Origin of the sequence: Thiomonas sp. OC7 (assembly GCF_900634595.1) — a bacterium.
GTDB lineage: Bacteria > Pseudomonadota > Gammaproteobacteria > Burkholderiales > Burkholderiaceae_C > Thiomonas > Thiomonas arsenitoxydans.
In genome coordinates this window covers 2675380-2700539 of record NZ_LR131953.1, presented here as the reverse complement: position 1 = coordinate 2700539, position 25160 = coordinate 2675380, and the positions used below count along the sequence as shown (strand labels likewise).

General features: G+C 65.1%; 25 protein-coding genes and 1 tRNA gene. 16 read left to right on the top strand and 10 right to left on the bottom strand.

All coding sequences use genetic code 11. From position 1 onward, the window contains the following. Positions 1–46: 46 nt before the first annotated feature. Both BIO17B3_RS12975 and BIO17B3_RS12970 read left to right on the top strand, forming a co-directional pair. The gene (locus BIO17B3_RS12975; protein ID WP_156054337.1) at positions 47–643 is read left to right on the top strand and encodes an RNA pyrophosphohydrolase; all 597 of its coding nucleotides are present in this window, start codon (positions 47–49) and stop codon (positions 641–643) included. After that, positions 640–1206, top strand: a complete 567-nt coding sequence (locus BIO17B3_RS12970; RefSeq protein WP_156054336.1) for a CNP1-like family protein — start codon at positions 640–642, stop codon at positions 1204–1206. The genes BIO17B3_RS12975 and BIO17B3_RS12970 overlap by 4 nt, the downstream gene beginning before the upstream one ends. A 20-nt stretch (positions 1207–1226) precedes the next feature. Here BIO17B3_RS12970 and proB read toward each other — a convergent pair whose 3' ends face one another. The 4 genes from proB to rplU form a co-directional block, all read right to left on the bottom strand. After that, complete coding sequence (gene proB, locus BIO17B3_RS12965) at positions 1227–2354, bottom strand: glutamate 5-kinase (RefSeq protein WP_156055293.1); 1128 nt, start codon at positions 2352–2354, stop codon at positions 1227–1229. Position 2355: 1 nt separating this feature from the next. Beyond that, positions 2356–3420: an Obg family GTPase CgtA gene (gene cgtA / locus BIO17B3_RS12960; RefSeq protein ID WP_156054335.1), complete on the bottom strand. Its 1065-nt coding sequence runs from the start codon at positions 3418–3420 to the stop codon at positions 2356–2358. A gap of 138 nt (positions 3421–3558) precedes the next feature. Next, positions 3559–3816 (bottom strand): 50S ribosomal protein L27, encoded by a 258-nt coding sequence (gene rpmA, locus BIO17B3_RS12955; protein WP_013104731.1) that lies wholly within the window; start codon positions 3814–3816, stop codon positions 3559–3561. A 12-nt stretch (positions 3817–3828) separates the two neighbouring features. Then, complete coding sequence (gene rplU, locus BIO17B3_RS12950; protein ID WP_013104730.1) at positions 3829–4140, bottom strand: 50S ribosomal protein L21; 312 nt, start codon at positions 4138–4140, stop codon at positions 3829–3831. Positions 4141–4452: 312 nt separating this feature from the next. Between rplU and BIO17B3_RS12945 the strand changes: the two genes are divergently transcribed. Beyond that, positions 4453–5463, top strand: a complete 1011-nt coding sequence (locus BIO17B3_RS12945) for a polyprenyl synthetase family protein (RefSeq protein WP_156054334.1) — start codon at positions 4453–4455, stop codon at positions 5461–5463. A 72-nt stretch (positions 5464–5535) separates the two neighbouring features. Then, a tRNA-Pro gene (locus tag BIO17B3_RS12940) sits at positions 5536–5612 on the top strand. 352 nt (positions 5613–5964) lie between these two features. Here BIO17B3_RS12940 and BIO17B3_RS12935 read toward each other — a convergent pair. Next, positions 5965–6165 (bottom strand): hypothetical protein, encoded by a 201-nt coding sequence (locus tag BIO17B3_RS12935; protein ID WP_156054333.1) that lies wholly within the window; start codon positions 6163–6165, stop codon positions 5965–5967. Between the two features lie 282 nt (positions 6166–6447). Between BIO17B3_RS12935 and BIO17B3_RS12930 the strand changes: the two genes are divergently transcribed. The 12 genes from BIO17B3_RS12930 to BIO17B3_RS12875 all read left to right on the top strand — a co-directional run bounded on the left by BIO17B3_RS12930 (position 6448) and on the right by BIO17B3_RS12875 (position 17834). Continuing rightward, positions 6448–7776, top strand: a complete 1329-nt coding sequence (locus BIO17B3_RS12930; protein WP_156054332.1) for a UDP-N-acetylglucosamine 2-epimerase — start codon at positions 6448–6450, stop codon at positions 7774–7776. 7 nt (positions 7777–7783) lie between these two features. Beyond that, positions 7784–8434 (top strand): acetyltransferase, encoded by a 651-nt coding sequence (locus BIO17B3_RS12925; RefSeq protein WP_156054331.1) that lies wholly within the window; start codon positions 7784–7786, stop codon positions 8432–8434. Continuing rightward, on the top strand, positions 8431–9939 hold the full coding sequence (locus BIO17B3_RS12920; RefSeq protein WP_156054330.1) for an aminotransferase class I/II-fold pyridoxal phosphate-dependent enzyme: 1509 nt from the start codon (positions 8431–8433) through the stop codon (positions 9937–9939). Before BIO17B3_RS12925 ends, BIO17B3_RS12920 begins: the two co-directional genes overlap by 4 nt. Next, positions 9936–11771, top strand: coding sequence for a nucleoside-diphosphate sugar epimerase/dehydratase (locus BIO17B3_RS12915; protein ID WP_156054329.1), 1836 nt, complete (start codon positions 9936–9938; stop codon positions 11769–11771). Before BIO17B3_RS12920 ends, BIO17B3_RS12915 begins: the two co-directional genes overlap by 4 nt. Before the next feature lie 221 nt (positions 11772–11992). Beyond that, positions 11993–13471 carry a SulP family inorganic anion transporter gene (locus BIO17B3_RS12910; protein WP_156054328.1) on the top strand — a complete coding sequence of 493 codons (1479 nt, stop codon included), beginning with the start codon at positions 11993–11995 and terminating at the stop codon, positions 13469–13471. A 10-nt stretch (positions 13472–13481) separates the two neighbouring features. After that, complete coding sequence (locus BIO17B3_RS12905; protein WP_156054327.1) at positions 13482–14348, top strand: universal stress protein; 867 nt, start codon at positions 13482–13484, stop codon at positions 14346–14348. A gap of 58 nt (positions 14349–14406) precedes the next feature. Continuing rightward, positions 14407–15090 (top strand): ABC transporter ATP-binding protein, encoded by a 684-nt coding sequence (locus BIO17B3_RS12900; RefSeq protein ID WP_156054326.1) that lies wholly within the window; start codon positions 14407–14409, stop codon positions 15088–15090. A gap of 94 nt (positions 15091–15184) precedes the next feature. Beyond that, positions 15185–15997, top strand: a complete 813-nt coding sequence (gene minC / locus BIO17B3_RS12895; RefSeq protein ID WP_156054325.1) for a septum site-determining protein MinC — start codon at positions 15185–15187, stop codon at positions 15995–15997. 18 nt (positions 15998–16015) lie between these two features. Beyond that, positions 16016–16828 (top strand): septum site-determining protein MinD, encoded by an 813-nt coding sequence (gene minD, locus BIO17B3_RS12890; protein ID WP_013122249.1) that lies wholly within the window; start codon positions 16016–16018, stop codon positions 16826–16828. A 14-nt stretch (positions 16829–16842) separates the two neighbouring features. After that, positions 16843–17100, top strand: coding sequence for a cell division topological specificity factor MinE (gene minE, locus BIO17B3_RS12885; RefSeq protein WP_013104679.1), 258 nt, complete (start codon positions 16843–16845; stop codon positions 17098–17100). 90 nt (positions 17101–17190) lie between these two features. Beyond that, on the top strand, positions 17191–17481 hold the full coding sequence (locus tag BIO17B3_RS12880) for a nucleotidyltransferase family protein (protein WP_156054324.1): 291 nt from the start codon (positions 17191–17193) through the stop codon (positions 17479–17481). Beyond that, positions 17478–17834 (top strand): DUF86 domain-containing protein, encoded by a 357-nt coding sequence (locus tag BIO17B3_RS12875; RefSeq protein ID WP_156054323.1) that lies wholly within the window; start codon positions 17478–17480, stop codon positions 17832–17834. Before BIO17B3_RS12880 ends, BIO17B3_RS12875 begins: the two co-directional genes overlap by 4 nt. 50 nt (positions 17835–17884) lie before the next feature. On the opposite strand, the gene BIO17B3_RS12870 is transcribed toward BIO17B3_RS12875, so the two are convergent. The 5 genes from BIO17B3_RS12870 to BIO17B3_RS12850 all read right to left on the bottom strand — a co-directional run bounded on the left by BIO17B3_RS12870 (position 17885) and on the right by BIO17B3_RS12850 (position 25141). Further along, positions 17885–20320, bottom strand: a complete 2436-nt coding sequence (locus tag BIO17B3_RS12870) for an adenosylcobalamin-dependent ribonucleoside-diphosphate reductase (protein ID WP_156054322.1) — start codon at positions 20318–20320, stop codon at positions 17885–17887. 234 nt (positions 20321–20554) lie between these two features. Beyond that, positions 20555–22084 carry a DNA recombination protein RmuC gene (rmuC, locus tag BIO17B3_RS12865; RefSeq protein WP_156054321.1) on the bottom strand — a complete coding sequence of 510 codons (1530 nt, stop codon included), beginning with the start codon at positions 22082–22084 and terminating at the stop codon, positions 20555–20557. A gap of 6 nt (positions 22085–22090) precedes the next feature. Next, positions 22091–23077, bottom strand: a complete 987-nt coding sequence (locus BIO17B3_RS12860; RefSeq protein WP_156054320.1) for a D-glycerate dehydrogenase — start codon at positions 23075–23077, stop codon at positions 22091–22093. Then, positions 23074–24492 (bottom strand): sodium:proton antiporter, encoded by a 1419-nt coding sequence (locus tag BIO17B3_RS12855; RefSeq protein WP_156054319.1) that lies wholly within the window; start codon positions 24490–24492, stop codon positions 23074–23076. The genes BIO17B3_RS12860 and BIO17B3_RS12855 overlap by 4 nt, the downstream gene beginning before the upstream one ends. Further along, complete coding sequence (locus tag BIO17B3_RS12850) at positions 24482–25141, bottom strand: lactate utilization protein C (RefSeq protein ID WP_156054318.1); 660 nt, start codon at positions 25139–25141, stop codon at positions 24482–24484. Before BIO17B3_RS12850 ends, BIO17B3_RS12855 begins: the two co-directional genes overlap by 11 nt. Positions 25142–25160 lie beyond the last annotated feature (19 nt).

The window sequence follows — 25160 nt, the reverse complement described above, 5'->3', positions numbered from 1 at the left end:
CTGCCTATAATCAAACGGAGAATTCTAAAAGATCGAGGATCAGGCGATGTTGGATCGCGAAGGCTACCGTCCCAACGTGGGCATCATCCTGCTCAACGCCAGAAATCAGGTGTTCTGGGGCAAGCGCGTGCGAGCGCATTCGTGGCAGTTTCCGCAGGGCGGCATCAACCCGGGCGAAACGCCTGAGCAGGCCATGTACCGCGAGTTGCACGAAGAGGTCGGCCTCAACCCTTGTCATGTCCGCATCATTGCCCGCACCCGCCAATGGCTGCGGTATGACGTACCCAGCCACTTCGTGCGCCGCGACAGTCGGGGTATCTACAAAGGCCAGAAGCAGATCTGGTATTTGCTGCGCCTGACCGGGCGCGATTGCGATGTTTGTCTGCGCGCCACCGAGCACCCTGAGTTCGACGCCTGGCGCTGGAACGAATACTGGATACCGCTCGACAGCGTGATCGAGTTCAAGCGCGACGTCTATCAAATGGCGCTGACTGAGCTGGCGCGTTTTCTGCCCCGAACCGAACCGCGCACGCGTTTCCTGCGCGCCAATCTGCGGCACCGCCATGAGGGCGCCGCCCCTGCAGACGAGGCCGCCACGACGGATGCTTCGGCTTCTCCTTTCACCACACCGGATCCAGCATGACCTTTTCTGCTTCAGCACGCCTGCGCGCGACGCTGCTGGCCGGCCTTTTGCTCGGCTTGGGCTCCAGCCCTTTGACTCACGCCCAGTCTGCAGACGAAAGCGGCTTGTTCGGCGCCAAGCAGAGCACTGCCGAAGCGCCTGTCACCTTTCCCCGCGCCCCGGCGGATCTGTTGCATGTGCACATCACCGCGAGCGGCGCGCTGCAGTTTTATGTCGATCGGGGCTCAATTTCAGTCGAACCGGGCCAGACGGTGCGCTACACCCTGGTGGGAAAAACGCCCAACGGACCGCGCAACATCACCTATGAAGGAATCAACTGCGCCACGCGACAGTGGGCGCTCTATGGTCTGTGGAACGACGCCAGCCAGAAATGGGTGGCCGCAAGCGGGGGTGACTGGCAGCGCATTCCCGAAAACGGTGCAACGCGGGTGCACGCCACGCTTTACAGCGACGATTTTTGCCACAACCGGGCTGTTCGCGGCACGCCTGCTGACTTGGCTCGTCGCATCGAGATGGGCTTGCATGCCCCCTCGGACAATTCTCTGATGACAAATGAGCGCTGAAGCATCTCTCCCGCTACGTCCTACAGGAAAACCATATTGTCCCGGTGAATCAGCTCGGGCTCCTCGCTGAAACCGAGTATGGCCTCGATGTCGGCAGACGGGTGGCGCATGATGCGCCGGGCCTGTGAAGCCGCGTAATTACTCAGGCCCCGCGCCACTTCCGCTCCGCTTGCATCGCGCACGGCGATGACGTCACCTCGATCGAAGTCGCCCTGGACCTCCACCACGCCAACCGGCAGCAAGCTGGCCCCTTGTGCGCGCAAACGCCGGGCTGCGCCTTCGTCCACCCTGACCCAGCCGCGCAGTTGCAAATGATCGGCCATCCACTGTTTGCGCGCGGCTAGCTTGGCGTGACCAGCCAGTAGCTGAGTGCCAACGATCTCGCCCCGCGCCAACCGGAGCAGCACATCGGGCTCGCGTCCGCTGGCAATCACGGTATGCGCGCCACTGCGCGCCGCACGCCGCGCTGCCGTGACCTTGGTCGCCATCCCGCCGGTGCCGATTCCCGTTCCAGCACCGCCGGCCATGGCCTGCAGCGCGTCGTCCTCGGCGTCGGCTTGGGCGATCAGTGTGGCGTCGGCATGTTTGCGCGGATCCGCGCTGTACAGGCCCGATTGGTCAGTGAGGATGATCAGCACATCGCCTTCCACCAGATTGGTGACCAGCGCACCCAAGGTGTCGTTGTCACCAAACTTGATCTCGTCGGTGACCACGGTGTCGTTTTCGTTGATGACCGGCACGACACCCTGCTCCAACAAGGTCAATAAGGTCGTGCGGGCGTTGAGATAGCGCTGGCGATCCGCCAGGTCAGCATGGGTCAACAAAACCTGTGCGGCGACCATGCCGCGCTCCCGGAAGGCCGTTTCGTAAGCTTGCGCCAAGCCCATCTGGCCGACGGCCGCAGCCGCCTGCAACTGGTGCATTTCGCGCGGACGTTGCGACCAGCCCAGGCGACGCATCCCTTCGGCGATGGCGCCGCTGGAGACCAGAATGACGTCCTTGCCTGCCGAGCGTAGGCCGGCGATCTGCCCCGCCCAACGGGACACGGCATCGAGATCGACGCCACGCCCTTCATTGGTGACCAGACTGGAACCGGCCTTGATGATGACGCGCCGCGCCGACTGCACGACAGAGCTGGAAGGCTGCATTTCAGGGGCTGACATCGTCACGGAAGCGGGGATCGAGTTCGACGGTTTCTACCGGTTTGCTTTGGCCGATATGTTCGGCAATCGCGTGCAGCAGTGGGTCAAGGCCCTCGCGTGCCAGTGCCGAGATCGGGAACACCGGGCCTTTGTAACGCAGACGGCGAAGCAGGTTTTTCACCGCCGCCTCGCGCTCGTCTTCGGGCAGCAGATCGAGTTTGTTGAGTACCAGCCAACGGGGCTTGGCGGCTAGGTCGGCGTCGTATTTTTTCAGCTCGGCCACGATGGCGCGAACATCCCTGACGGGATCTGCGCCCTCTTCAATCGGCGCCATATCCACGATGTGCAGCAGCAGTTTGGTGCGCTGCAAATGCCGCAGAAACTGATGGCCCAGCCCCTGGCCTTCCGCCGCGCCCTCGATCAGCCCGGGAATGTCGGCAATGACGAAGCTCCGGCCAGGCCCCAGACGCACCACGCCGAGATTGGGATACAGCGTGGTGAACGGATAGTCGGCAATCTTGGGACGGGCATTGGACACGGCGGAAATCAAGGTGCTCTTTCCCGCGTTGGGCATGCCCAGCAGCCCCACATCGGCCAGCACCTTGAGTTCGAGACGCAGCTTGCGATGCTCGCCCTCTTGTCCCTTGGTCGATTCGCGCGGTGCGCGATTCACGCTGGATTTGAAGTGCAGATTGCCCAAGCCGCCTTGCCCGCCGCGGGCGATGATGATCTCCTGGCCGTCCTGCACCAGATCGGCGATGAGCTCATCCGTTTCGGCATCAAAGATCAGCGTGCCAACCGGCATGCGCAGCACCTTGTCGTCGCCACCGGCGCCGTACTGATCCGCGCCGCGCCCGTGCTCGCCGTTGCGTCCGCGATGCAGCTTGGAAAACCGAAAGTCCACCAGCGTGTTCAGATTGACATCTGCGCGAGCGATGACATGTCCGCCGCGCCCGCCGTCACCGCCATTCGGCCCGCCAAAGGGAATGAATTTCTCACGGCGAAACGACACGCAGCCGTTGCCGCCGTTTCCGGCGTGCGCCTCGATCACGACTTCATCGACAAATTTCACGGTGGGCTCGCTTCGCTGAAAAAACAGAAAACCCCGGCTGGCGAACCCGGCACACACGCTGTGTGCCTTGTGTCACCACGCCGGGGCGTTGATGGGGCATTGCCCCAACCCGGCCTAACAGCGGCCGAGTCTCACACGTCAGTTGGCTACAACCGTCACGGTCTGCCGATTGAACGCGCTCTTCACTTCAAATTCAACGCGGCCATCGACCAGCGCAAACAAGGTGTGGTCTTTGCCGATGCCGACATTGTGTCCGGGGTGGAACTTGGTGCCACGCTGACGCACGATGATGCCGCCGGCCGAGATGCCCTGGCCGCCATACACCTTCACGCCGAGTCGTTTGGCTTCTGAGTCGCGCCCGTTGCGGGTTGAGCCGCCGCCTTTTTTCTGTGCCATGTCTGAATCTCCTTAGGCCGAGATCGTTTCAATCTGAAGCTCGGTGTAATTCTGCCGATGCCCCTGATGCTTCTGATAGTGCTTGCGGCGACGCATCTTGAAAATGCGCACCTTGTCGTGCCGCCCGTGCGACAGCACCTTGGCCGTCACCTTTGCACCGTCGACCAGGGGAGTGCCGAACTTGGCGTCTTCACCGTTGACCACGGCGAGCACCTCTTCCAACACAATATCCTGACCTACGTCTGCCGGCATCTGTTCTACCTTGATTTTTTCGCCAGCTGCAACACGGTACTGCTTGCCGCCGGTTTTTATGACCGCATACATAAGTTCACCTCTTGGAAATCGTGCACACGGCCTCTTTTATCGGCCCCGCACGGACAACCAGACCACTCCGCAAGCTTCCTCAGAAAAAGAAGGCTTGGCGGTTCGCCCGGAAAAAGCTCGTAATTCTAGCACGGCTCAAGTCTTTCACCAGTTATGCTCAGACATCGTCGTCCACGCACTATGTCCTCAGGTTCGACCTCCCTCCCTGCCACCGCACCTTCTTAGAATGGCGGCCTGTAGGAAGGTGTTCATGAACCTCTCCTTAAAGATCAAATATTGTCTACCCGCATCTGATTCGCAACCGACTCTTCCATGTCGCCTTCATCAACACAAACGCCAGACATGGCGCAAGCACCGACGATTCATTCCGTCTTTGCGCCGATCACCGAAGACATGGAGAGCGTCGACCGGGCCATTCACACCCACCTGGCCTCCGAAGTCGCGCTGATCAACACCATCGGCGGCTACATCGTTGCGGGCGGAGGCAAGCGACTGCGTCCCGCCTTGCTGCTGCTCGTCTCCCAGGCACTGGGGTTTCGCGGGCCGAAACAGCACATCATGGCCGCTGTGGTGGAACTGATCCATACCGCCACCCTCCTTCATGACGACGTGGTGGACGAGTCATCCATGCGACGCGGGCGCGAAACCTCCAACGCCCTCTTCGGCAACTCGGCCAGCGTGCTGGTCGGCGATTTTCTGTACTCACGGGCATTTCAGATGATGGTGTCCGTGGGGAGCATGCGCATTCTCGACATCCTGGCCGACGCCACCAATGTCATCGCCGAAGGCGAAGTGTTGCAATTGCTCAACATGCACGACCCGGAAGTCGATGAGCAACGTTATCTCCAAGTCATCCGCTTCAAAACCGCGAAACTTTTCGAGGCCGCAGCCCGAATCGGCGCCGTACTCGCCGATGCCGATGCGAACACGCAGGAAGAGATGGCCCTGGCGGGACGCAGCTTCGGCACCGCCTTCCAGTTGATTGACGACCTGCTCGATTACAGCGGCAACTCCGCAGAACTGGGCAAGAACATTGGCGACGACCTGCGCGAAGGCAAACCCACCCTGCCGCTGATCATCGCCATGCGACAGGGCACTGCCGCGCAGCGCACTCTGATCGAAAATGCCATCCGCCAAGGCGACACCAGCGCACTCGACGACGTGATGGACATCGTGCACGCTTGCGGCGCCATGCAGGCCGTGCGCAAGGCCGCGCAGGGCGAGATCCGCGTTGCCGAGCGCGCGCTTTCCCCCCTGGCACCTAGCCCTGCCCGGCAGGCTCTGCTAGACTTATGCGCTTATTCTTTAGGACGCACAGTCTGATTACTCGGACAACGGCACAGGCAACAATACCTGAGCGGCGAGATGATGCAAACCGCGCGTACCACTAGAGATCGGGGTGTAGCTTAGCCTGGTAGAGCGCTACGTTCGGGACGTAGAGGCCGGAGGTTCGAATCCTCTCACCCCGACCAGAATTTTCAAGCTGACACGGCCGCCATTGTTTCAACATGGCGGCCGTTTTTGTTTTTGAAATCAAGAACTTAGACAGTTCCTGGGCGGGAAGTCGAGGCATCGCACCGAGCGTGTGCAAAATGTGTAAATGTCGTTCTTTTGAGAAAAAGCGACAGTTTGCTCCATTTTTGCGCTAATTCACCTTGCGTCGCGTTTCGTATGCCTGCGTAGAGTTCACTAAGACTGCGCTGGAGCGCCGAAGAATCGGCGACCTAAAGTCAAGTGGCGGTGACTGCGGGGCGGCCTGTTTCAACGCCGTTGATGCTTACACGGGATTCCATCCATTTCTAAGGACTCAGGAATCCCGTCATATCAGATATCTCCAATCGTTCCGCCTACCGTGTCACCGCCGCACGCCGCCCCGAGCACGACCGCATACCGCGGCACAACATCGCCTGGCTGGCGCAGCCAGGTACGTACCGTGTTGCGCGACAGCCCCGTACTGCGGGCAATCACTCGAGCGGATTTGTTCTGGCGGAAATGCATCCGCCGGATCTTGCCAATCATGTCCATGGTGATCACTCCTGCCCCCATGCCTGAAAAAGCAGCGGGGTAGGTGGAACACCCGGGTCAATTTTGCGTAGGCATAACCTTCAAAGGTGGGTCAATTTTCGTTCGGGACGAACATCATTTCAGGGCCACATTTGCCCGGCTGTCGCGCTTTCGCCGCAAAGGTGCCGTTCGTACGGTTCCGCCCTTTCCGCCATGCGCCGGGTGGCCGCACTGCAATCTCTGCAAAAATCTTCCCGTTGGCCGCTCGTCTTGGCTAACTTGCCACCCATTCCTCTCGCCCCCATGCCCCGCCGCATTCTCTATCTCTCCGGCACCCGTGCCGACTTCGGACTGATGCGCCAGACCTTGCACGCGGCCGCGGTGCATCCGGGGCTGGAGGTGGCGGTGGCGGTCACGGGCATGCATCTGCACCCCGACTACGGCCACACTGTGGACGACATCGAGGCCAGCGGGCTGCGTATCGCGGCGCGCATTCCCAGTGATGTGGGCGCGCGCGACGGTGCGGGCATGACGCGGGCGATCAGCCAGACGCTCGCCGGGTTGGCGCCGGTGCTGCAGGCCGAGCAGCCCGACGCACTGCTGCTGCTGGGCGACCGGGGCGAGATGCTCGCGGGGGCGATTGCCGCGCTGCATCTGGGCGTTCCGTCCATCCACCTGCACGGTGGCGAGCGCTCGGGCACGGTGGACGAGCCGGTGCGCCATGCCATCAGCAAGCTGGCGGCGCTGCATTTCTGCGCCACGGCGCAGTCGCGCGAGCGCCTCATCACGATGGGCGAAGACCCGCAGCGCGTGCATGTAGTGGGCGCGCCGGGGCTGGATGATCTGTCGGATGCGCGGCAGCTTCCGCGAGAGGCCGCGCTGCGGGCCTTGCGGGCGGCGCTGGCACGGCAGGCTCCCCTCCCCAACCCTCCCCACGCGTGGGGAGGGGGCACTGATGTTGCAGTGAGAGGGTTTGCTCCTCCTCCACTTGTGGGGGAGGCCGGGAGGGGCATCCGGAGGGAACACGAAGCGCCGTTCTCACCTCCCCCACTTGTGGGGGAGGCCGGGAGGGGGAGCCTCGCCGAGCGCCCTTACGCCCTCGTCCTTTTCCATCCCGTAGTGCAAGAGGCGGACGACGCCGCCGCGCAGACCCAGGCGCTGCTCGACGGTCTTCGGGCCGCGGGTGCCGGGTCGGCCTTCAGCGTGGTGTGGCTGGCGCCCAATGCCGACGCGGGTTCGGGCCACATCGAAGCCTTGCTGCGGGCGCAGCGGTGGCCGGGGTTTCACCGCATCACCCATCTGCCGCGCACCGACTATCTGGCCGCGCTGCGCCACGCCGCGGTGCTGGCGGGCAATTCGTCGTCGGGCATCATCGAGGCGGCCAGTCTGGGCACGCGGGTGGTCAACGTCGGCAGCCGCCAGAACCTGCGCGAGCGCAACGCCAACGCGGTGGACGTGCCGCTGCAGGCCAGCGCCATCGAGGCCGCCGTTCGGCAGGCGCTAGCGCTTGGGCCTTGGCCGCATCCGGAAGCAAACGTCTATGGTGACGGCCACAGCGCCGCGCGCATCGCGCATCTGCTGGCCACCCTGCCGCTGTCTGGCGATCTGCTGCACAAGGTGAATCGTTATTGAAACCACTATGTCCCCATCCTCCGACAAACCTGTGTTGATCGTGTTTGGCGCCGGCGGCCACGGCCGCGTGGCGGCCGACGCGGCGTTGTTGAGCGGCGCCTTTGCACGCGTGGTCGCCTCAGACCGTAACGCGGCCACCTGGGGCAGCGAACTGCTGCCCGGCGTGCCGGTGCTCTCGATCGACGAGGCCAGCACCCTGCCCGGCCCGCGCGCGGTGCATGTGGCCATCGGCCACAACGCCATACGGCGCGACGAGGCGGCGCGGCTGGCGTCCATCGGGCCGCTGGCCACCATCGTGCACCCCAGCACCAGCGTGGCGGCCTCGGCGCGCGTGCAGCCGGGCTGCCTGATCACGGCGCAGTGCGTCGTCGCGCCCATGGCCGAGCTGGGCATGGGCGTCATCGTCAATCACGGCGCGGTGGTCGATCACGACTGCCGAATTGCCGCCTGGGCACATGTGGCCCCTGGAGTGCGCCTCGGCGGAGCCGTGCAGGTGGGCGAAGCCGCCCTGGTGGGCGCGGGCAGCACGGTGCTGCGCAATCTGCGCGTGGGCGTGGGCGCTACGCTGGGCGCGGGCGCGGTGTTGCTGCAAGACCTGCCCGACGGCGAGTCCTGGGCCGGTGTGCCGGCCCGCCCCCTTCAAGGAGTTTCGGCATGAATCTCAACACCTTCAACGCCCTTTGTCTGCCCCCCGGCGCCACCTTGCATGAGGCGCTGGCGCGGCTCGACGCCACGGCGCAGGGCATTCTGCTCGTGACCGACGCGCAGGGGCGTCTGCTGCGCACCGTGACTGACGGCGATCTGCGCCGCGCCGCGCTGGCCGGGGTGAGCAACGAGGCGCCCTTGTCCGCCCTGCCTGCGCACCCGCCGCACACGGTCAGCCTGCAGGCCAGCCAGCGCGACGTGCTGGCGCTGATGGACGCGCAACGCATCGACCATGTGCCGGTGGTCGACGCAGCCGGGCGCGTGGTCGACCTGGTGACGCGGCGCGAGCTGTCGCAGCGCGTCTATCTGTCGTCGCCGCATCTGGGCGAAGACGAAGTGGCGCTGGTGCAGGAGGCCTTCACCAGCAACTGGATCGCGCCGCTCGGCCCGCATGTCGATGCCTTCGAGCGCGAGCTGGCGGCGCGCGTGGGCGTGCAACACGCGGCCGCCACGAGTTCGGGTACGGCGGCGCTGCATCTGGGCCTGCGCCTGCTGGGCGTGGGGCCGGGCGATGTGGTGCTGTGTTCCAGCCTGACCTTCGTGGCCAGCGCCAACCCCATCAAACAGCTCGGCGCCACGCCGGTATTCATCGACTCCGAGCCGCAGAGCTGGAATCTGTCGCCGCAGGCTTTGGCCGTTGCGCTGGCGGCGTTGCAGGCAGAAGGCATCACGCCCAAGGCCGCCGTGGTCGTCAACCTTTACGGCCAGAGCGCCGAGATGGACGACATCGCCCCCTTGCTCGAACGCTATGGCGTGCCCATGCTTGAAGACGCCGCCGAATCGCTCGGCGCGACCTACCGCGACCGCCCCAGCGGCAGCTTCGGCAAGCTGGCGGTGTTTTCGTTCAACGGCAACAAAATCATCACCACCTCGGGCGGCGGCATGCTGGTGAGCAACGACGCCGCGCTGATCGAACACGCCCGCAAGCTCTCCACCCAGGCGCGCGAGCCAGCGCGGCATTACGAGCACATTGAAGACGGCTACAACTACCGCCTGAGCAATGTGCTGGCGGGCATCGGTCGCGGTCAGCTGCGGGTGCTTGAGCAGCGGGTGCAGAGCCGCCGCGAAGTGTTCGCGCAGTATCGCGACGCGCTCTCTGCCGTGCCCGGTCTGCGCTGGATGGCCGAGCCCGACGGCCACCAATCCACCCGCTGGCTGTCGGCCTTCGTGCTGGCGGGCGGAGATGGAGAGAGTCCCCAGGCCCGCCGCGATGCGCTGCTCGACTTTCTCGAGCGCCACAACGTCGAAGCCCGGCCGGTGTGGAAGCCGATGCATCTGCAGCCGCTTTACGCCGCTTGCCGCTACTTCCCCCACGCACCTGGGCAGGATGTGAGCCGCGCGCTGTTCGAAGGCGGCGTCTGCCTGCCTTCGGGCTCGAACATGAGCGCCGCGCAGCGCGCCCGGGTGTGCGAACTGGTGGCGCGCGGCCTGGAGCTGAGCTGGCGGAGCGCCGCATGAGGTTTTCGACCCGAGCGATCTGGCGGCCCGCGGCGGCCGACGCCCTGCTCGTCGCCCTCACCTGGCTGCTCGCCTTCCTGTTTCGCTTCAGCCTGCTGCGCAATGACGCGCCGGTCAACCTGGCGCAGATTCTGTGGATCAGCACGCCGCTGGCCGCCGTGGTGTGGGTGGCGGCGCTGGCGGGGCTGGGCGTTTACCGCACGCCGTGGCGGCACACCAGCGTGCCCGAGTTCAAGCGGCTGGCTTCGGCCATGATCGTGGCGGCGCTGGCGCTGGCGGCCGTGCTGCTGCTGTTGCGCCTGCCCAATTTCCCGCGCTCCATCGTGCTGCTGCATCCGCTGTTCGCGGGCGCCGCGCTGCTTGGCCTGCGGCTGGGCGCGCGCATTCTGGCCGAAGGACGGCTGACCCGCTCGACCGCGCAAGGCAAGCCGCTGCTGGTGCTGGGCACGCTCGACGACGCCGCGCGCGCGCTGCAAAGCCTGCGATCGAGCAAAGGCTGGCAGGTGGCCGCCCTCATCAGCCCGAATCGCGGCGAAGTGGGCCGCAGCGTGCAGGGCGTGCGGGTGGCCGGCAGTGTGGACGATCTGGCCCGGGTGGCGCAGGCGCAAGGCGCCAGCCACGCGCTGATCGCCAGCGAGCCCGGCAGCCCAGCGCGCCGCGAGCTACTGCTGCAGGCCAGCGATGCGCACCTCGCCCTGCTCACCCTGCCGCGCGCCGACGACTGGCTGCAAAGCGGCGGCAGCGCAGGCGGTGGTCAGGCGCCGCGCCAGGTCGAGCTGGCCGACCTGCTGGGGCGCGCCGCGGTGCAGCTCGACGTGCGCGGCCTCTCCAGCCTGCTCGCCGGACAGGTGGCGCTGGTCACGGGCGCGGGGGGCAGCATCGGCTCGGAGCTGTGCCGCCAGATCGCGCGCTTCGGCGTGCGGCAACTGGTGTGCATCGACTCGTCTGAAATCGCCATCTATGCGCTGGAGCAGGAGTTCAAGGCGCGCTTTCCCGAGCTGGCCGTGCGCTATTACACCGCCAATGTGCGCGAACCCGAACGGCTGCTCGACCTGTTCAAGCGGCACCGCCCCGCCGTGGTGCTGCACGCCGCAGCCTACAAGCATGTGCCGCTGATGGAAGACGACAACGCCATCGAGGCGCTGCGCACCAATGTGCTGGGCACGCTGGGCGCGGCACGCGCGGCCACGGCCAGCGGCGCGCAGCGCTTCGTACTCATCTCCACCGACAAGGCGGTGAACCCGACCAATGTGATGGGCGCGAGCAAGCGGCTGGCCGAGCTGGCGCTGCAGGCGCACGCGGCGCAGCACCCCGAAACGCATTGCTGCGCGGTGCGCTTCGGCAATGTGCTGGGATCGAGCGGCAGCGTGGTGCCGCGCTTTGCGGCGCAGATCGCCGCCGGCGGGCCAGTCACCGTGACCCACCCGGAGATCGTGCGCTACTTCATGACCATTCCCGAAGCCGCGCAGCTCGTGCTGCAGGCGGGGCTGATGGGGGAAAGCGGCAACATCTTCGTGCTCGACATGGGCGAGCCGGTGAAAATCGTCGATCTGGCGCGGCTGATGATCCGGCTCTCCAACAAGACCGAAGAAGAAATTCCCATTCACTTCACCGGCTTACGCCCCGGCGAAAAGCTATTTGAGGAATTACTGGCCGACGACGAAACCACCCTGCCCACGCCCCACCCCAAACTGCGGGTCGCCCGCCAGGCCGAGCAAGACGCCATCGATTTGCAGGCCTTGGAGCTGTGGATCGCCGCCAGCGGCGCGCAGTCGCCTGCGCAGATCAAGGCCGCGCTGCACGCGCTGGTGCCGGAGTACACCCCGCAGTAGCCGCACGCTGTGTCGCGAGTATCCCTACAATCGCATTGGTTTTCGCTCGGAGGGTCGCAACGACTCCCCTCATCCGCCGCCTCGCTGCGGCGTGTCGAGCGATGATTCCCCTGCGGTTCCGCAGGGTGGTTTCCCTAGCTGCTTCGCTGCAGTGCCACGCAGGATCGCCTTGATCAAGCAGGCCATGCCGTTGCCGCACAACGACAACAAAGGTGTCCCTGATGATGCAAACCTTCCGACAGGACTGGCTGTCCAACATCCGCAACGATCTGCTCTCGGGCGTCGTGGTGGCGCTTGCGCTGATCCCCGAAGCCATCGCCTTTTCCATCATTGCCGGGGTCGATCCCAAGGTGGGGCTGTACGCCGCCTTCAGCATGGCCACGGTCATCGCCTTCGCCGGAGGGCGCCCCGGCATGATCTCCGCCGCTACCGGCGCCATGGCGCTGGTGATGGTGTCTCTGGTGAAAGAACACGGACTGCAATACATGCTGGCCGCCACGCTGCTGACGGGCGTGTTGCAGATGATCATCGGCTGGGCGGGCTTTGACAAGCTCATGCGCTTTGTCTCGCGTTCGGTGATCACGGGTTTTGCCAACGCGCTGGCGATTCTCATTTTTCTGGCGCAACTGCCCGAGCTGATCCGCGTGCCCTGGGCCGTCTATCCTCTGGTGGCGGCCGGGCTGACCATCATCTATCTGTTGCCCAGAATCACCCGCGTGGTGCCTTCGCCGCTTGTGGCCATCGTGGTGCTCACCATCGTGACGGCGGCTTTCGGCATCCATGTGCCCACCGTGGGCGACAAGGGTCAGCTCCCGGACAGCCTGCCCATGTTTCTCCTGCCCGATGTGCCGCTGAATTTCGAGACCCTGCGCATCATCTTTCCGGTGTCGCTGGCCATGGCCGTGGTCGGGCTGCTGGAATCGATGATGACCGCCACGCTGATCGACGATTTCACCGACACCTCCAGCAACAAGCGCCGTGAATGCGTGGGCCAGGGCGTGGCCAATATCGCCACTGGCTTTCTCGGCGGCATGGCGGGCTGCGCCATGATCGGCCAGTCGGTCATCAACGTGAAGTCGGGCGGCCGCGGGCGACTTTCCACGCTGACGGCGGGCGTCGTGCTGCTGGTCATGGTGGTGTTCCTCGGCGATTGGGTGGCGCGCATTCCCATGGCGGCGCTGGTCGCGGTGATGATCATGGTGTCCATCGGCACCTTCAACTGGGGCTCGATCCGCAATCTGCGCGAGCATCCCAAGAGTTCGAGCGTGGTCATGCTGGCCACCGTGGCCGTGGTCGTCGCCACCGACAATCTGGCGCTGGGCGTGCTGACCGGCGTGCTGCTGTCGGGCTTCTTTTTCGCCCACAAGGTCGGCAGCATCCTGCGTGTGAGCTCGCGGGCCGATGCCGAAGGCCGCAGCCGCACTTACACCGTGACCGGGCAGGTGTTTTTCGCCTCGGCAGACGCCTTCATCTCCCGCTTCGACTTCAAGGAGGTGATCGACAAGGTTCACATCGACGTCAGCCGCGCGCATTTCTGGGACATCACGGCCATCAGCGCGCTGGACAAGGTGATCCTCAAATTCCGTCGCGAAGCCACCGAGGTCGAGGTCACGGGGCTCAACGAAGCCAGCGCCACGCTGGTGGACAAGTTCGCGGTCCACGATAAGGACGGCGCCGAAGACCTGTTGATGAGCCATTGAGGAGCCGACCATGCCAGACCACAACAAAGTCACGGCCTGCGTGGATCATTCCCGCTTCGCCGACTACGTCACCGACTACGGCGCCTGGGCGGCGCAACGCATGGGCACGCTGCTCGACCTGCTTCATGTGCTGGATCGCCATCCCGAAACCGCAGCCTCCAGCAGCGACCACAGCGGCGCCATCGGCCTGGGCGCGCAGGACGATCTGCTGCAGGAACTGGCCGAAAGTGAACGCCAGACGCTGTTGAGCGCACGCGAGCGCGGCCGCACACTGCTCGCCCGGCTGCGCCAGCGCGCGCTCGATGCGGGAGCCGCCGAGGTGGACATTCGTCAGCGCCTGGGCGAGCTCACGCAGACGCTGGTCGAGCAGGCGCCCGCCATCGGCCTGCTGGTTCTGGGGCGGCGCGGCGCATCGGCAGAACGGTCGGGGCGCGACATCGGCCGTCACGTCGAAGCCATCGTGCGCGCCCTGCACATCCCCATCCTGACCGTGACCGATGCGTTCACGCCACCGCAGCGCGTGCTCATTGCATACGACGGCGGCAGCATGACCCGCCGTGCGGTGGAATGGGTCGGAGCGCAACCTTTGCTCGCCGGGCTGGACATCACCGTATGCATGGCCAGCACCCCTTCAGCGCAAACCGAAAAAGCGCTCGACTGGGCGCGGCAAACCCTGCAATCGCGCGGCATGACGGCGCAGGTGCTGGCCCGGGCGGGCGACCCCGAAAGCGTGATTTCCGCCGTGCTCAAAGAGCAGAATATCGATTTGCTCATCATGGGCGCCTATTCCCATTCACCGGTGCGCAAACTGCTGCTGGGCAGCAAGACCGCCGACCTGCTGCGCGCCTCGACCATACCCACTCTGTTGCTGCGCTGACCCACCGCACGCGGGCCTGTGGTGCAATGCACGGCTCCACGTCTAGACCCCGTTGCCCATGTCCACCCCCCCCATCCTGCTGGCTGAACACCTGCGCAAGCGCTACACCGAAGGGCCGCAGGCCGTCGATGTGCTCAAGGACGTGAACCTGCGCCTGGACGGCGGGCAGACGCTGGCCATCATCGGCGCCTCGGGCTCGGGCAAGAGCACGCTCATGCACCTGCTGGGCGGGCTCGATCGGGCCGACGGCGGCCGTGTGCAGGTCTGCGGGAGCGACTGGGCGCAGATGAGCCCCAAGGCACAGGGGGCATGGCGCAACCAGCATGTCGGCTTCGTGTACCAGTTTCACCACCTTCTGATGGAATTCAGCGCGCTCGACAACGTGGCCATGCCGCTGCGCATTCGCCGCACAACGGCTGAAGCTGCGCATGCCGTCGCGGCGCAGATGTTGCAGAGCATGGGCCTGGGCGCGCGGCTGCAGCACCGCCCTGGCGAGCTCTCAGGCGGCGAACGCCAGCGCGTGGCCATTGCCCGCGCGCTGGTCACGCAGCCACAGCTCGTGCTGGCCGACGAGCCCACGGGCAATCTCGACAGCGAAGCCTCGGCGGTGGCGCTGAACCTGCTGCTCGACGTGGCGCTGGCGCAGGGCGACGCCGTCATCATCGTCACTCACGACGCCACGGTGGCCGCGCGCTGCCAGCGCCAGCTTCGGCTGGTGAACGGTGCGCTGCAAGAAGCCTGAGAAAGTTCGGGCTCGCACCTGCGGCCGCCCGCACCGATCCACTACGATTGTCGGATTCGTTTTTTCCTCACACCCGCAGTCGTCCTGTTTGTCCATGTCCCGTTCCAAAGCCACCTTGTTTGAACTTCGCAGCGGTGCCATCGACGCCGTGCATCTGGTGGTGAAAACGCCCGACTTCGCCGCTCTGGCCGAAGCGCTGCAGCAGCGCTTCGACGCCGCACCCGAGTTTTTCTCGGGCGAGGCCGTAGCCATCGATCTGCGCCGCCTGGCCGAAGACGCCACCCTGCCGCTGGACGAGCTCGCCGCGCTGCTTCGCCGCTTCAAAATGCGCCCCTTCGGCGTGGTGGCGCAAGCCGCGCAACAAACCTGGGCCGGAGCCAGCGATCTGCCCCTGCTCGACAGCCGCGACGTCGGCCGAGACCCGCGCAAACCGGCCGAGAGCGCCGAAGCCGCCGAAGCTGCCACGGCACTGGCAGCGGCAGCCGCTGCGGCGTCCAGCGCCGAAACCCAAGCCGCGGCGCAGCCTTCCGTCCCTGCCGCAACACCCGCCCAAGAACCCGCCCCCGCTACGCTGCCCACGGTGCTCATCGACCGCCCACTGCGCTCGGGTCAGCGCATCTACTCTCCCGGCGACCTCATCGTGCAGGGCGTGGTCAGCCACGGTGCGGAAGTCATGGCCGAAGGGCATGTGCATATCTACGGCGCGCTGCGCGGCCGGGCGCTGGCCGGGGCGCGGGGCAACACCGCGGCGCGGGTTTTCTGCACCAGCTTCGAGCCGGAGCTGGTGGCCATTGCCGGCATCTATCGCACCGCCGAACAAGACTTTCCCGCCGGAGTGCGCGGCAAGCCGACCACCGTGCGGCTGCAGGGCGAACAATTGCTGATCGAACCGTTGGCACTCAAATAATTCAGAAGGACAGAACTCATGGCGAAAATCATTGTGGTGACTTCGGGCAAAGGCGGCGTGGGCAAGACCACCACCAGCGCCAGCTTCGCCTCCGGCCTGGCCCTGCGCGGCCACAAAACCGCCGTCATCGACTTCGACGTCGGCCTGCGCAACCTCGACCTGATCATGGGCTGCGAGCGTCGCGTGGTGTACGACCTCATCAACGTCATTCAGGGCGAGGCCAAGCTCACCCAGGCGCTGATCAAGGACAAGCAGTGCGACAACCTGTTCATCCTCCCCGCCTCGCAAACCCGCGACAAAGACGCGCTCACCATGGAGGGCGTGGAGAACGTGCTCAAGGAGCTCGACGACATGGGCTTCACCTACATCGTCTGCGACTCGCCGGCCGGGATTGAAAGCGGGGCGCTCATGGCCATGCACTTCGCCGACGAGGCCCTCATCGTCACCAACCCGGAAGTCTCTTCGGTGCGCGACTCCGACCGCATTTTGGGCATGCTGTCGAGCAAAACCAAGCGCGCCATCGAAGGCGGCGAGCCGATCCGCGAGCATCTGCTCATCACCCGCTACAACCCCAAGCGCGTCAGCGACGGCGAGATGCTCTCGCTCACCGACATCCAAGACATTCTGCGCATCCAGCTCATCGGCGTGATTCCTGAGAGCGAATCGGTGCTGCAGGCCTCCAACCAGGGCACGCCGGCCATTCACCTCACCGGCAGCGACGTGGCCGAGGCCTATCAGGACGTGGTGGCGCGCTTTCTCGGCGAAGACAAGCCGATGCGCTTCACCGACTATCAGAAACCAGGCCTGTTCAAGCGCCTGTTCGGCGGTTGAGGGAGGAGCGCACCATGTCATTCCTCTCTTTCTTTCTGGGCGAAAAAAAGAAAACCGCCACCGTCGCCAAAGAACGGCTGCAAATCATCCTCGCGCACGAACGCGGCGGCAACGGCGCCCCCGCCGACTGGCTGCCCGCACTGCAGCGCGAACTAGTCGACGTAATCTCGAAATACGTCAAGATCGACAGCAACGACATCCAGGTCAAGCTGGAACGCCAGGACACGCTGGACGTGCTGGAAGTGAAAATTGAAATCCCGCCGCGAGGTTGACGGATAGCGGGGGCCGAGTGCTACGACCCCAAACTTTCCTTGCGGGTCAAAACTCCATCGGAGCGATCAAAGCAGGGATAATTCGCGCTTATGAAGCCCTCTCAAGCCCTGCAAAACCATCGAGCCGAGATTCTCCGCATCGTTCTGGCGCATCGTGCCCGCAACGCGCGTGTTTTCGGGTCGGTCGTGCGGGGCGAGGATGACGACCGCAGCGACCTGGATGTGCTGGTCGATCCCACGGCGGAAACGTCACTGATGGACGTTGCGGCCATCCAGGTCGAACTGGAGCGCTTGCTGGGAGTGCCCGTTGATGTCCTCACCCCGGGTGATCTCCCGGAAAAGTTCCGTGCACTGGTGCTTGCAGAGGCCCGCATGATATGAAGCGCGCTGAGTTGCGCATTCCCGAATACATCGCCCACATTCTCGAAGCCATCGGGCGCATTGCGCAATACACCGAAGCAATGGATGAAGAGAGCTTTCTGCGCAACATACTCGTGCAGGATGCTGTGATTCGCAACATCGAGGTCATCGGCGAAGCGGCCTGTAACATCGAGAGGGCTTCCCCGGCGTTCATTGCCGACCATCACGGCACCCCCTGGAGCACCATGATTGCCATGCGTAACCGCGTCTCTCACGGATACATGACGATCAACTTCTCACTGGTGTGGAAGACCCTCCAAAACGATTTGCCGGCATTGGCAAAACCGATCCGAGCGCTGCGCGACCACGGGTGAAAAACGCCGTGCCGAACGCACATACAGGTACAGCCGTCCTGCCCCGTTCCTCAACCGCAGCTGCCTATATATCCGCAGTTCTCGCAGCGGTCGCAGCCGTCCACTCGCCGTAGAAACGGCCCGCCGCATTCGGGGCAGATGCGTCCGCCGGGCAGCAGCTCGGGGGATGCGTCGGCTGATTCGAGGTCGATGCGCAGGGCTTCGGGAACGTGGGCGCGCTGCGCCAGCGAGAGCAGCGATTGTTCGCGGCCGGAGGCGTCGAGATAGCCGCGGCGGCGCAGCAGTTCCTGCAGGGCGTAGGCGATGGCGGCGACTTCGGACTGGTGGAAACGCGGCGCGCGGCTGCCGTCTGACTTGATGACTTCGCCGCAGCGCACCGGGCCTTTGTCCCACACGACTTCGCGCATGTTCTGCAGACTCTTGGCGATGGAGCCGCCCGAACGTGCGACGAGGGAAAGCAGCCGCATATTGGAGGCGATCCATTGCTGGCCTTCGTCGCGCTGCCCAGCAGGCATGAAGAACTCGATGGGCCGCTCGATGCGCACCGCCTCGCCGTTCACCCGGCCCTCCACTTCGGCGAAGGAGACGGAGAGATAGACGGTCTTCTGTCCTTCCGAGGTCATGTAGCTGATCTTGCTGGTGACGGCCTGCAAGTCGCCCGAGGGGCGACCCTCGATGCGGCGGGTGAGCGGATCGATGTCGTCGGCAGTCCGGGCAGATGCGGCAGCAGGCGCGGCCGCCGTGGGCGTGGCCTGCAGCACCGCGCCAAGCACGGCGTTGGGGCGGTAAGTGGCCAGCCCCTTGAGCCCGGCTTTCCAGGCCTGCAGGTAGAGGTCTTTGAAGTCGTCGTAGGGGTAGTCGGCCGGGACGTTGACGGTTTTGCTGATACTGGTGTCGATAAAGGGCTGCACGACCTGCAGCATTTTCATGTGATCGGTGGCGGACATTTCCAGCGCGGTGACGAAGGCCGGAGGCAGGGCGCTCATGTCGTGGCCCAGGCTGCGGTACAGGCGCCAAGCGTGGTCGGCGACTTCGTACTCGCGGGTGGTGTTGTCGGCCATGCGCTTCTTACGGGTATAGACCCACGAGAACGCAGGTTCGATGCCGTTACTGGCGTTGTCGGCAAACGCCAGGCTGATGGTGCCGGTGGGCGCCACCGCGAGCAGGTGCGAGTTGCGGATGCCATGCGCGGCGATGTCGGCGCGAAGGGCTTCGGGCAGACGCTTGGCGAAGCCGCTGTCGAGGTATTTTTTCGCGTCGAACAGCGGGAAGGCGCCCTTCTCCTTGGCGAGATCGACCGAGGCGGCATAGGCCGCGTCGCGCAGGGTGCGGGCCATGTCGGCCGCGAAGCGGCGGGCGTCGTCGCTGTCATAGCGCAGGCCGAGCATCACGCAGGCGTCGCCCAGGCCGAGAAAGCCCAGGCCGATGCGGCGTTTGTTTTGCGCCTCGTTGTGCTGCTCGACCAGCGGCCAATAGGTCACGTCGAGCACGTTGTCGAGCATGCGCACCGCAACGCGGGTGACGGCCTGAAAACCCTCGGCATCGAACCGCGCCTGCGGCGTGAACGGATCGCGCACAAAACGGGTGAGATTGATCGAGCCCAGGCAGCAGCAGCCGTAGTCGGGCAGGAACTCCTCGGCGCAAGGGTTGGTCGCCTCGAAGGTTTCGCAGTAATACAGATTGTTGTCGGCGTTGGCGGTGTCGAGAAACAGAATGCCCGGCTCGGCGTGGTCGTAGGTGGACTGCATGATCTGGTCCCACAGATCGCGGGCGCGCACGCTGCGGTACACCCACTCGCCGTCGGCGCGCTGATGCGCGCCTGCAGCGAGCTGATCGTCGCCCGGCCTGGCCTTGTGCACCAGATCGATCTGCGCGTCGTTTTCGACCGCCTGCATGAACGCGGCGCTCACGCCGACCGACAGATTGAAGTTCTTGAACGCCCCTTGATCCTTGGCGTGGATGAAGGCTTCGATGTCGGGATGGTCGGCTCTCAATACGCCCATTTGCGCCCCCCGGCGGCTGCCGGCCGATTCCACCGTTTCGCACGAGGCGTCGAACACCCGCATGAACGACAGCGGGCCGCTGGCGCGGCTGTGCGTGCCGCCCACATGCGCGCCCGCCGGGCGGATGCGCGAAAAGTCGTAGCCCACGCCGCCGCCGCGCCGCATGGTCTCAGCCGCCTGCGCCAGCGCCTTGTAGATGCTGGGCTTGCCGTCCTTGTCGTCGGATACCGAATCGCCCACGGGCTGAACGAAGCAGTTGATCAGCGTGGCCTGAATGTCGGTGCCCGCCGCCGACATGATGCGTCCGGCGGGCACGAAGCCGTCGGCCAGCGCCTGCCGGAACAGCGCTTCGCTGCGGGCCGGGTCGGCCTCTTCAACCGCCAGGGCGCGGGCGACGCGGGTGTGAATGTCTGCGATGGTGCGCTCATCGCCCTTGGCGTATTTCTCCGCCAGAACGTCGAGACTGATGTCTTGTGCTTGCATGATGGGAGCCTAAAAACGCAAAGGCCGCACGGCGGAATGCCTGCGGCGCGAAAAATCGATGCTGGGAGTCTGTCGGGCTTGGGGCGCGGATGGCGAAAAATGGCGATGGGGATGCCCTGTGGCGGCGGATTTGCCGCCCCATAGCCGCAGCTATGGGGCGGCAAATCCGCCGCCGAAGGACGCCGCACAGCCTTTTTGCAGCCCGCGATCCTCAAGTCCGACAGACTCCTAGGTTTATACCGCGTCTTCGTGATCGTCGGTGTCGACCTCGGTCAAACCCAGCAGGGTTTGCGTCTGATCGACCGGCAGCGCTTCCACCTGCTTGAGCTGGCGCGTCATGGCGCGGGTACGGGTTTCCGCCTGGCCGATGGTATTGCTCGCTTCGTCGAGCTTCTTGCGCGTTTTTGCAAGAACATCGCCGAATTTGGTGAATTCTGTTTTCACCGCACCAAGCACTTTCCACACCTCGGTGGAGCGTTGCTCCAGCGCCAGGGTGCGAAAACCCATGTGCAGGCTGTTGAGCAGGGCCAGCAGGGTGGTCGGCCCGGCGAGCATCACACGGTGCTCGCGCTGCAGCGCCTCGACCAGACCCGGCCGCCGCAGCGCCTCGGCATACAGGCCCTCGGTGGGCAGGAACAGAATGCCGAAGTCGCTGGTGTGCGGGGCAGCAATGTATTTGCTCTGGATGGTCTTAGCCTCGTCGCGCAGCCGCAGTTCCAGCGCCTTGGAAGCGGCTTCGGCCTCGGCCTTGTCGGCGCGGTCCTGCGCGTCGAGCAGGCGCTCATAGTCTTCGCGCGGAAACTTGGCGTCGATCGGCAGCCAGACCGGGCCTTCGCCCTTGCCCGGCAGGCGAATGGCGTATTCCACCCGGGCGTTGCTGCCGGGTACGGTTTCCACGTTGACGCCGTATTGCTCGGGGGTGAACACCTGCTCGATCAGGCCGGCCAGTTGAATTTCGCCGAACACCCCGCGCGATTTCACATTGGTGAACACCCGCTGCAGATCGCCCACGCCTTGCGCCAGGGTCTGCATTTCGCCCAGGCCACGGTGCACCAGTTCCAGCCGCTCGGCGACTTGCTTGAAGCTCTCGCCCAGCCGCTGCTCCAGGGTGGCGTGGAGTTTTTCGTCCACGGTGGCGCGCATCTGTTCGAGTTTTTTCTCGTTGTCGGCCTGCAGCTCGCGCAGGCGCAGTTCCACCGTGCCGCGCATTTCGTTCAGGTTCTTGTCGGTGGACTGGCGCAGCTCGGTGAGGCGCAACTCGGTGGACTCGCGCATGGCAGTCTGGCCCTGCTCGGCGCTCTGGCGCGCTTCGATCAAGCGCTGGTCGGTGGCCTTGCGCAAGGCGTCGAGGCGCTCGATGAGTTGGGCCTGCAACGATTGCAGGCTTTGAGTGTTGGTCTGGGTGAGATGGCCGACCTGCTGCACCAGGGTGTCGCCCACCGATTTTTGCAGGCTTTGCAGTTGCAGGTTGACGGCGTCGAGCTGGGCGTTTTGCGTGCGCGTGCTCTCGCCCTGCTGGTTGAGCAGCATTTGCTGGAATTGCGCCAGTTGCCCGGCCTGCTCGGTGCGCAGGCTCTGGCTGCTGTTCTGCACCGCGCCGCGCAGTTCGCGCTCCAGACGCTCCATCTGCGGGGCCAGTTCTGCGCCGATTTCGCGGCGTAGTTCGGCCAGACCGCGCAGACGCGACAGCAGCGCCCAGGCCATGCCCAGCAGCATGAGCAACAACAGCGCAACGAGGAGGAGCAACACCAGTTCAAGAGACATGCAAGTTCAACCCGTAACGGGCGTGATGGGCGGTTGGCCTTGCAGCACCGCGACAAGGTTGTCCACCGCGAGTTGCGCCATGGCGCGGCGGGTGGGAATGCTGCTGCTGGCGATATGCGGCGTGAGCACCAGACGCGGCGCGGCCAGCAGCGCGGGGTTGACGGCGGGCTCGCCCTCAAACACATCCAGCCCGGCGGCACCCAGATGGCCGCTGAGCAGGGCGTGGGCGAGCGCGGTTTCGTCCACCACGCCGCCGCGGGCGATGTTGACCAGCGTGGCGCCGGGCTGCATCTGCGCCAGCTCGGTCGCACCGATGAGGTGATAGGCGGCGGGGCTGTAAGGCAGCGCCAGCAGCACATGCCGACTTTCGCGCAGCAACTCGGGCAACTCGCGATAACTGGCGCGCAGTTCGTCTTCGATGTGCGTGGCCAGCCGTTTGCGGTTGTGATAGAGCACGCGCATATTGAAGCCATGCGCCGCACGCCGCGCAATGGCCTGGCCGATGCGTCCCATGCCGACGATGCCCAGCGTGGCGCCATGCACATCCGCACCGGCGAACAGATCGACACTCCATTTTTTCCACTGCCCCGCGCGCAGATAGCGCTCCGCGTCGCCCACCTGCCGGGCCGCAGCCAACAGCAGGGTGAAGCCGAAATCGGCGGTGGTTTCGGTGAGCACGTCGGGCGCGTGGGTGACGGTCACACCGCGCTCGGCGCAAGCGGCCAGATCGATGTGATCGACGCCCACGGTCATGGTGCTCACGACCTTGAGCTGCGGGCAGGCGTCGAGCAAGGCGGCGTCGATGCGCTCGCTGCCGGTGATGAAGGCGCCGTGCTTGTCGGCCAGGCGCTGGCGCAGCGTCTCAGGCGTGGCGATGGCGTCATCGGGCGTGGTTTCGACCTCGGCCACGGCGCGCAGCGGTTCGATAACGTCGGGAAACACGGCACGCGCCACGAGCACGCGCAGCGGGCCATCAGCAACAAGATTGCTCATCGGAAAAACACCACGGTCAGGAGAAGAAAGCACGGCATCAGAACGGCCAGCGACCAACCTATATAGCCAAAGAACGAGGGCATGCGCACGCCGCGATGCTCGGCGATGGCTTTGACCATGAAGTTGGGCGCGTTGCCGATATAGGTGACCGCGCCCATGAACACCGCCCCGGCCGAAATCGCCATGAGGGTGGTGGCGTGGGCCATGAGCTGCGCCGCGTCGCCCCCCGCCAGATTGAAAAACACCAGATAGGTCGGCGCGTTGTCGAGAAAGGACGACAGCGCCCCGGTGAGCCAGAAGTACGCGGCCGCGATGGGCTGACCCTGCGCATCGGAAGTAAGCGAGACCAGCCCGGCCAGCGCTCCGCCGCTGCCCGCCCGCAGGATGGCGATGACCGGAATGATGGTGAGAAAAATGCCGAGAAACAGCTTGCCCACCTCGATCATCGGCCCCCAGGTGAACTGGTTTTCATGCCGCGCCTGCCATGGCGTGGTGGCCAGCGACAACAGCGCCACGAGGACGAGCGCTGCGTCGCGCGTGAGGTTCTGCAGATCGAGACTCTGGCCGAGTATCGTCACGGTGATGCCCGGTTTCCAAAGGCCGCTGTGCAGCACCGCGATGACGATGACCACCAGCCACAGCACATTCCACGCGCCAATGATGCCCAGCGGGCTGTCGGGCGTGGGGTCGATGGCCGGACGCTCGGCCTCCTTGCTCCAGAACCAGCGGTCGAGCGCATAAAACACGGCCAACAGCAGGGCGCAGAGCAAAGCCGTGGGGGCCAGCAGGTGCTTGAGCGTCCAGAAAAAATCCACGCCCTTGAGAAAGCCGAGAAACAGCGGCGGATCACCCAGCGGGGTGAGCGCACCGCCGGCATTGGCCACCAGAAAGATGAAAAACACCAGCACATGCGCGTTGTGCCTACGGCCATCGTTGGCGCGGATGACCGGACGCACCATCAGCATGGCCGCCCCGGTGGTGCCCATGACGCTGGCCAGCACCGTGCCGATGGCCAGCAGCAGGGTGTTCTGCGCCGGGCTGCCGTGCAGATTGCCGCGCACCGCGATACCGCCGCTCACCGTGTAGAGCGCGGTGAGCAGAATGACGAAGGGCAGGTACTCGTGCAGCAGGGTGTGCAGCGCAGCGCTCCAAGTGGCCTGCACGCCGAAACTGATGGCAAAGGGGATGAGAAACAGCGCAGCCCAGCCCGCCGCGATCTTGCCCTGATGGTGATGCCACACCTTCGCTGCAAACAAGGGCATGAGCGCGATGGACAACAACATGGCCGCGAAGGGCAGCCCCCACCAAAGGCTGAGCGTCGCCGGGTCGGGGACGGTCTGGACGGTGGCGGCCGATGCCAGACCTGGCAGCAGGCTCAGCAGCACCGTGGCCGCAGCACGGGTCTCACGCCGCATCGACGATCACCACATGCACGCGGTACGGCCCATGCGCACCGAGCACGATGGTTTGCTCGATATCACCCGTGCGCGACGGCCCGGACACGGTGGACAGCGCCCGCGGCAATTCGCCCAGTTCGGCCCTGAGCAGCGCGTAGGCATCTTCCAGCGCAGCCACGATGCGACTGGCCGGCACGATGGCGATATGCGTTTGCGGCAGCAGATGGGTGGACGACGGCGTGGCGGGCGAACTCGCCAGCACCAGCGAGCCGGTCTCGGCCACCGCGCAAAAGCAGCCGGTGATGCCGAGCTTGTCTTCATCGCGCGGCGGACGGAACTCCAGGGTCACGCCCGCGTCGACCCAGGGCAGATCGGCCAGAGTTTCCCAGGCCACGCCCTGCATACCCATGGCCTGCTCGCGCAGATAAGCCGCCACCGCGGGCGGCACGTCCTGCGCGCTGGTCACGCGGGCCACGCTGGTCTGCAGCGCCAGCGCCTGCGTGGTGAAACCCGCTATGCGGTCGGCAATCGTCGGCTGCGGCCCACGCACATGGCGGCCGATATCGACCTCGGCATCGGCCGCCTCGATGTCATGCAGCGCGGCCGGTCGCCCCTGACGGGCACGAATCTGCGCCAGGATCGCGGCGCGGGCGGTGTCGGTATTCATGCGGAAGATTCTAGGAGGC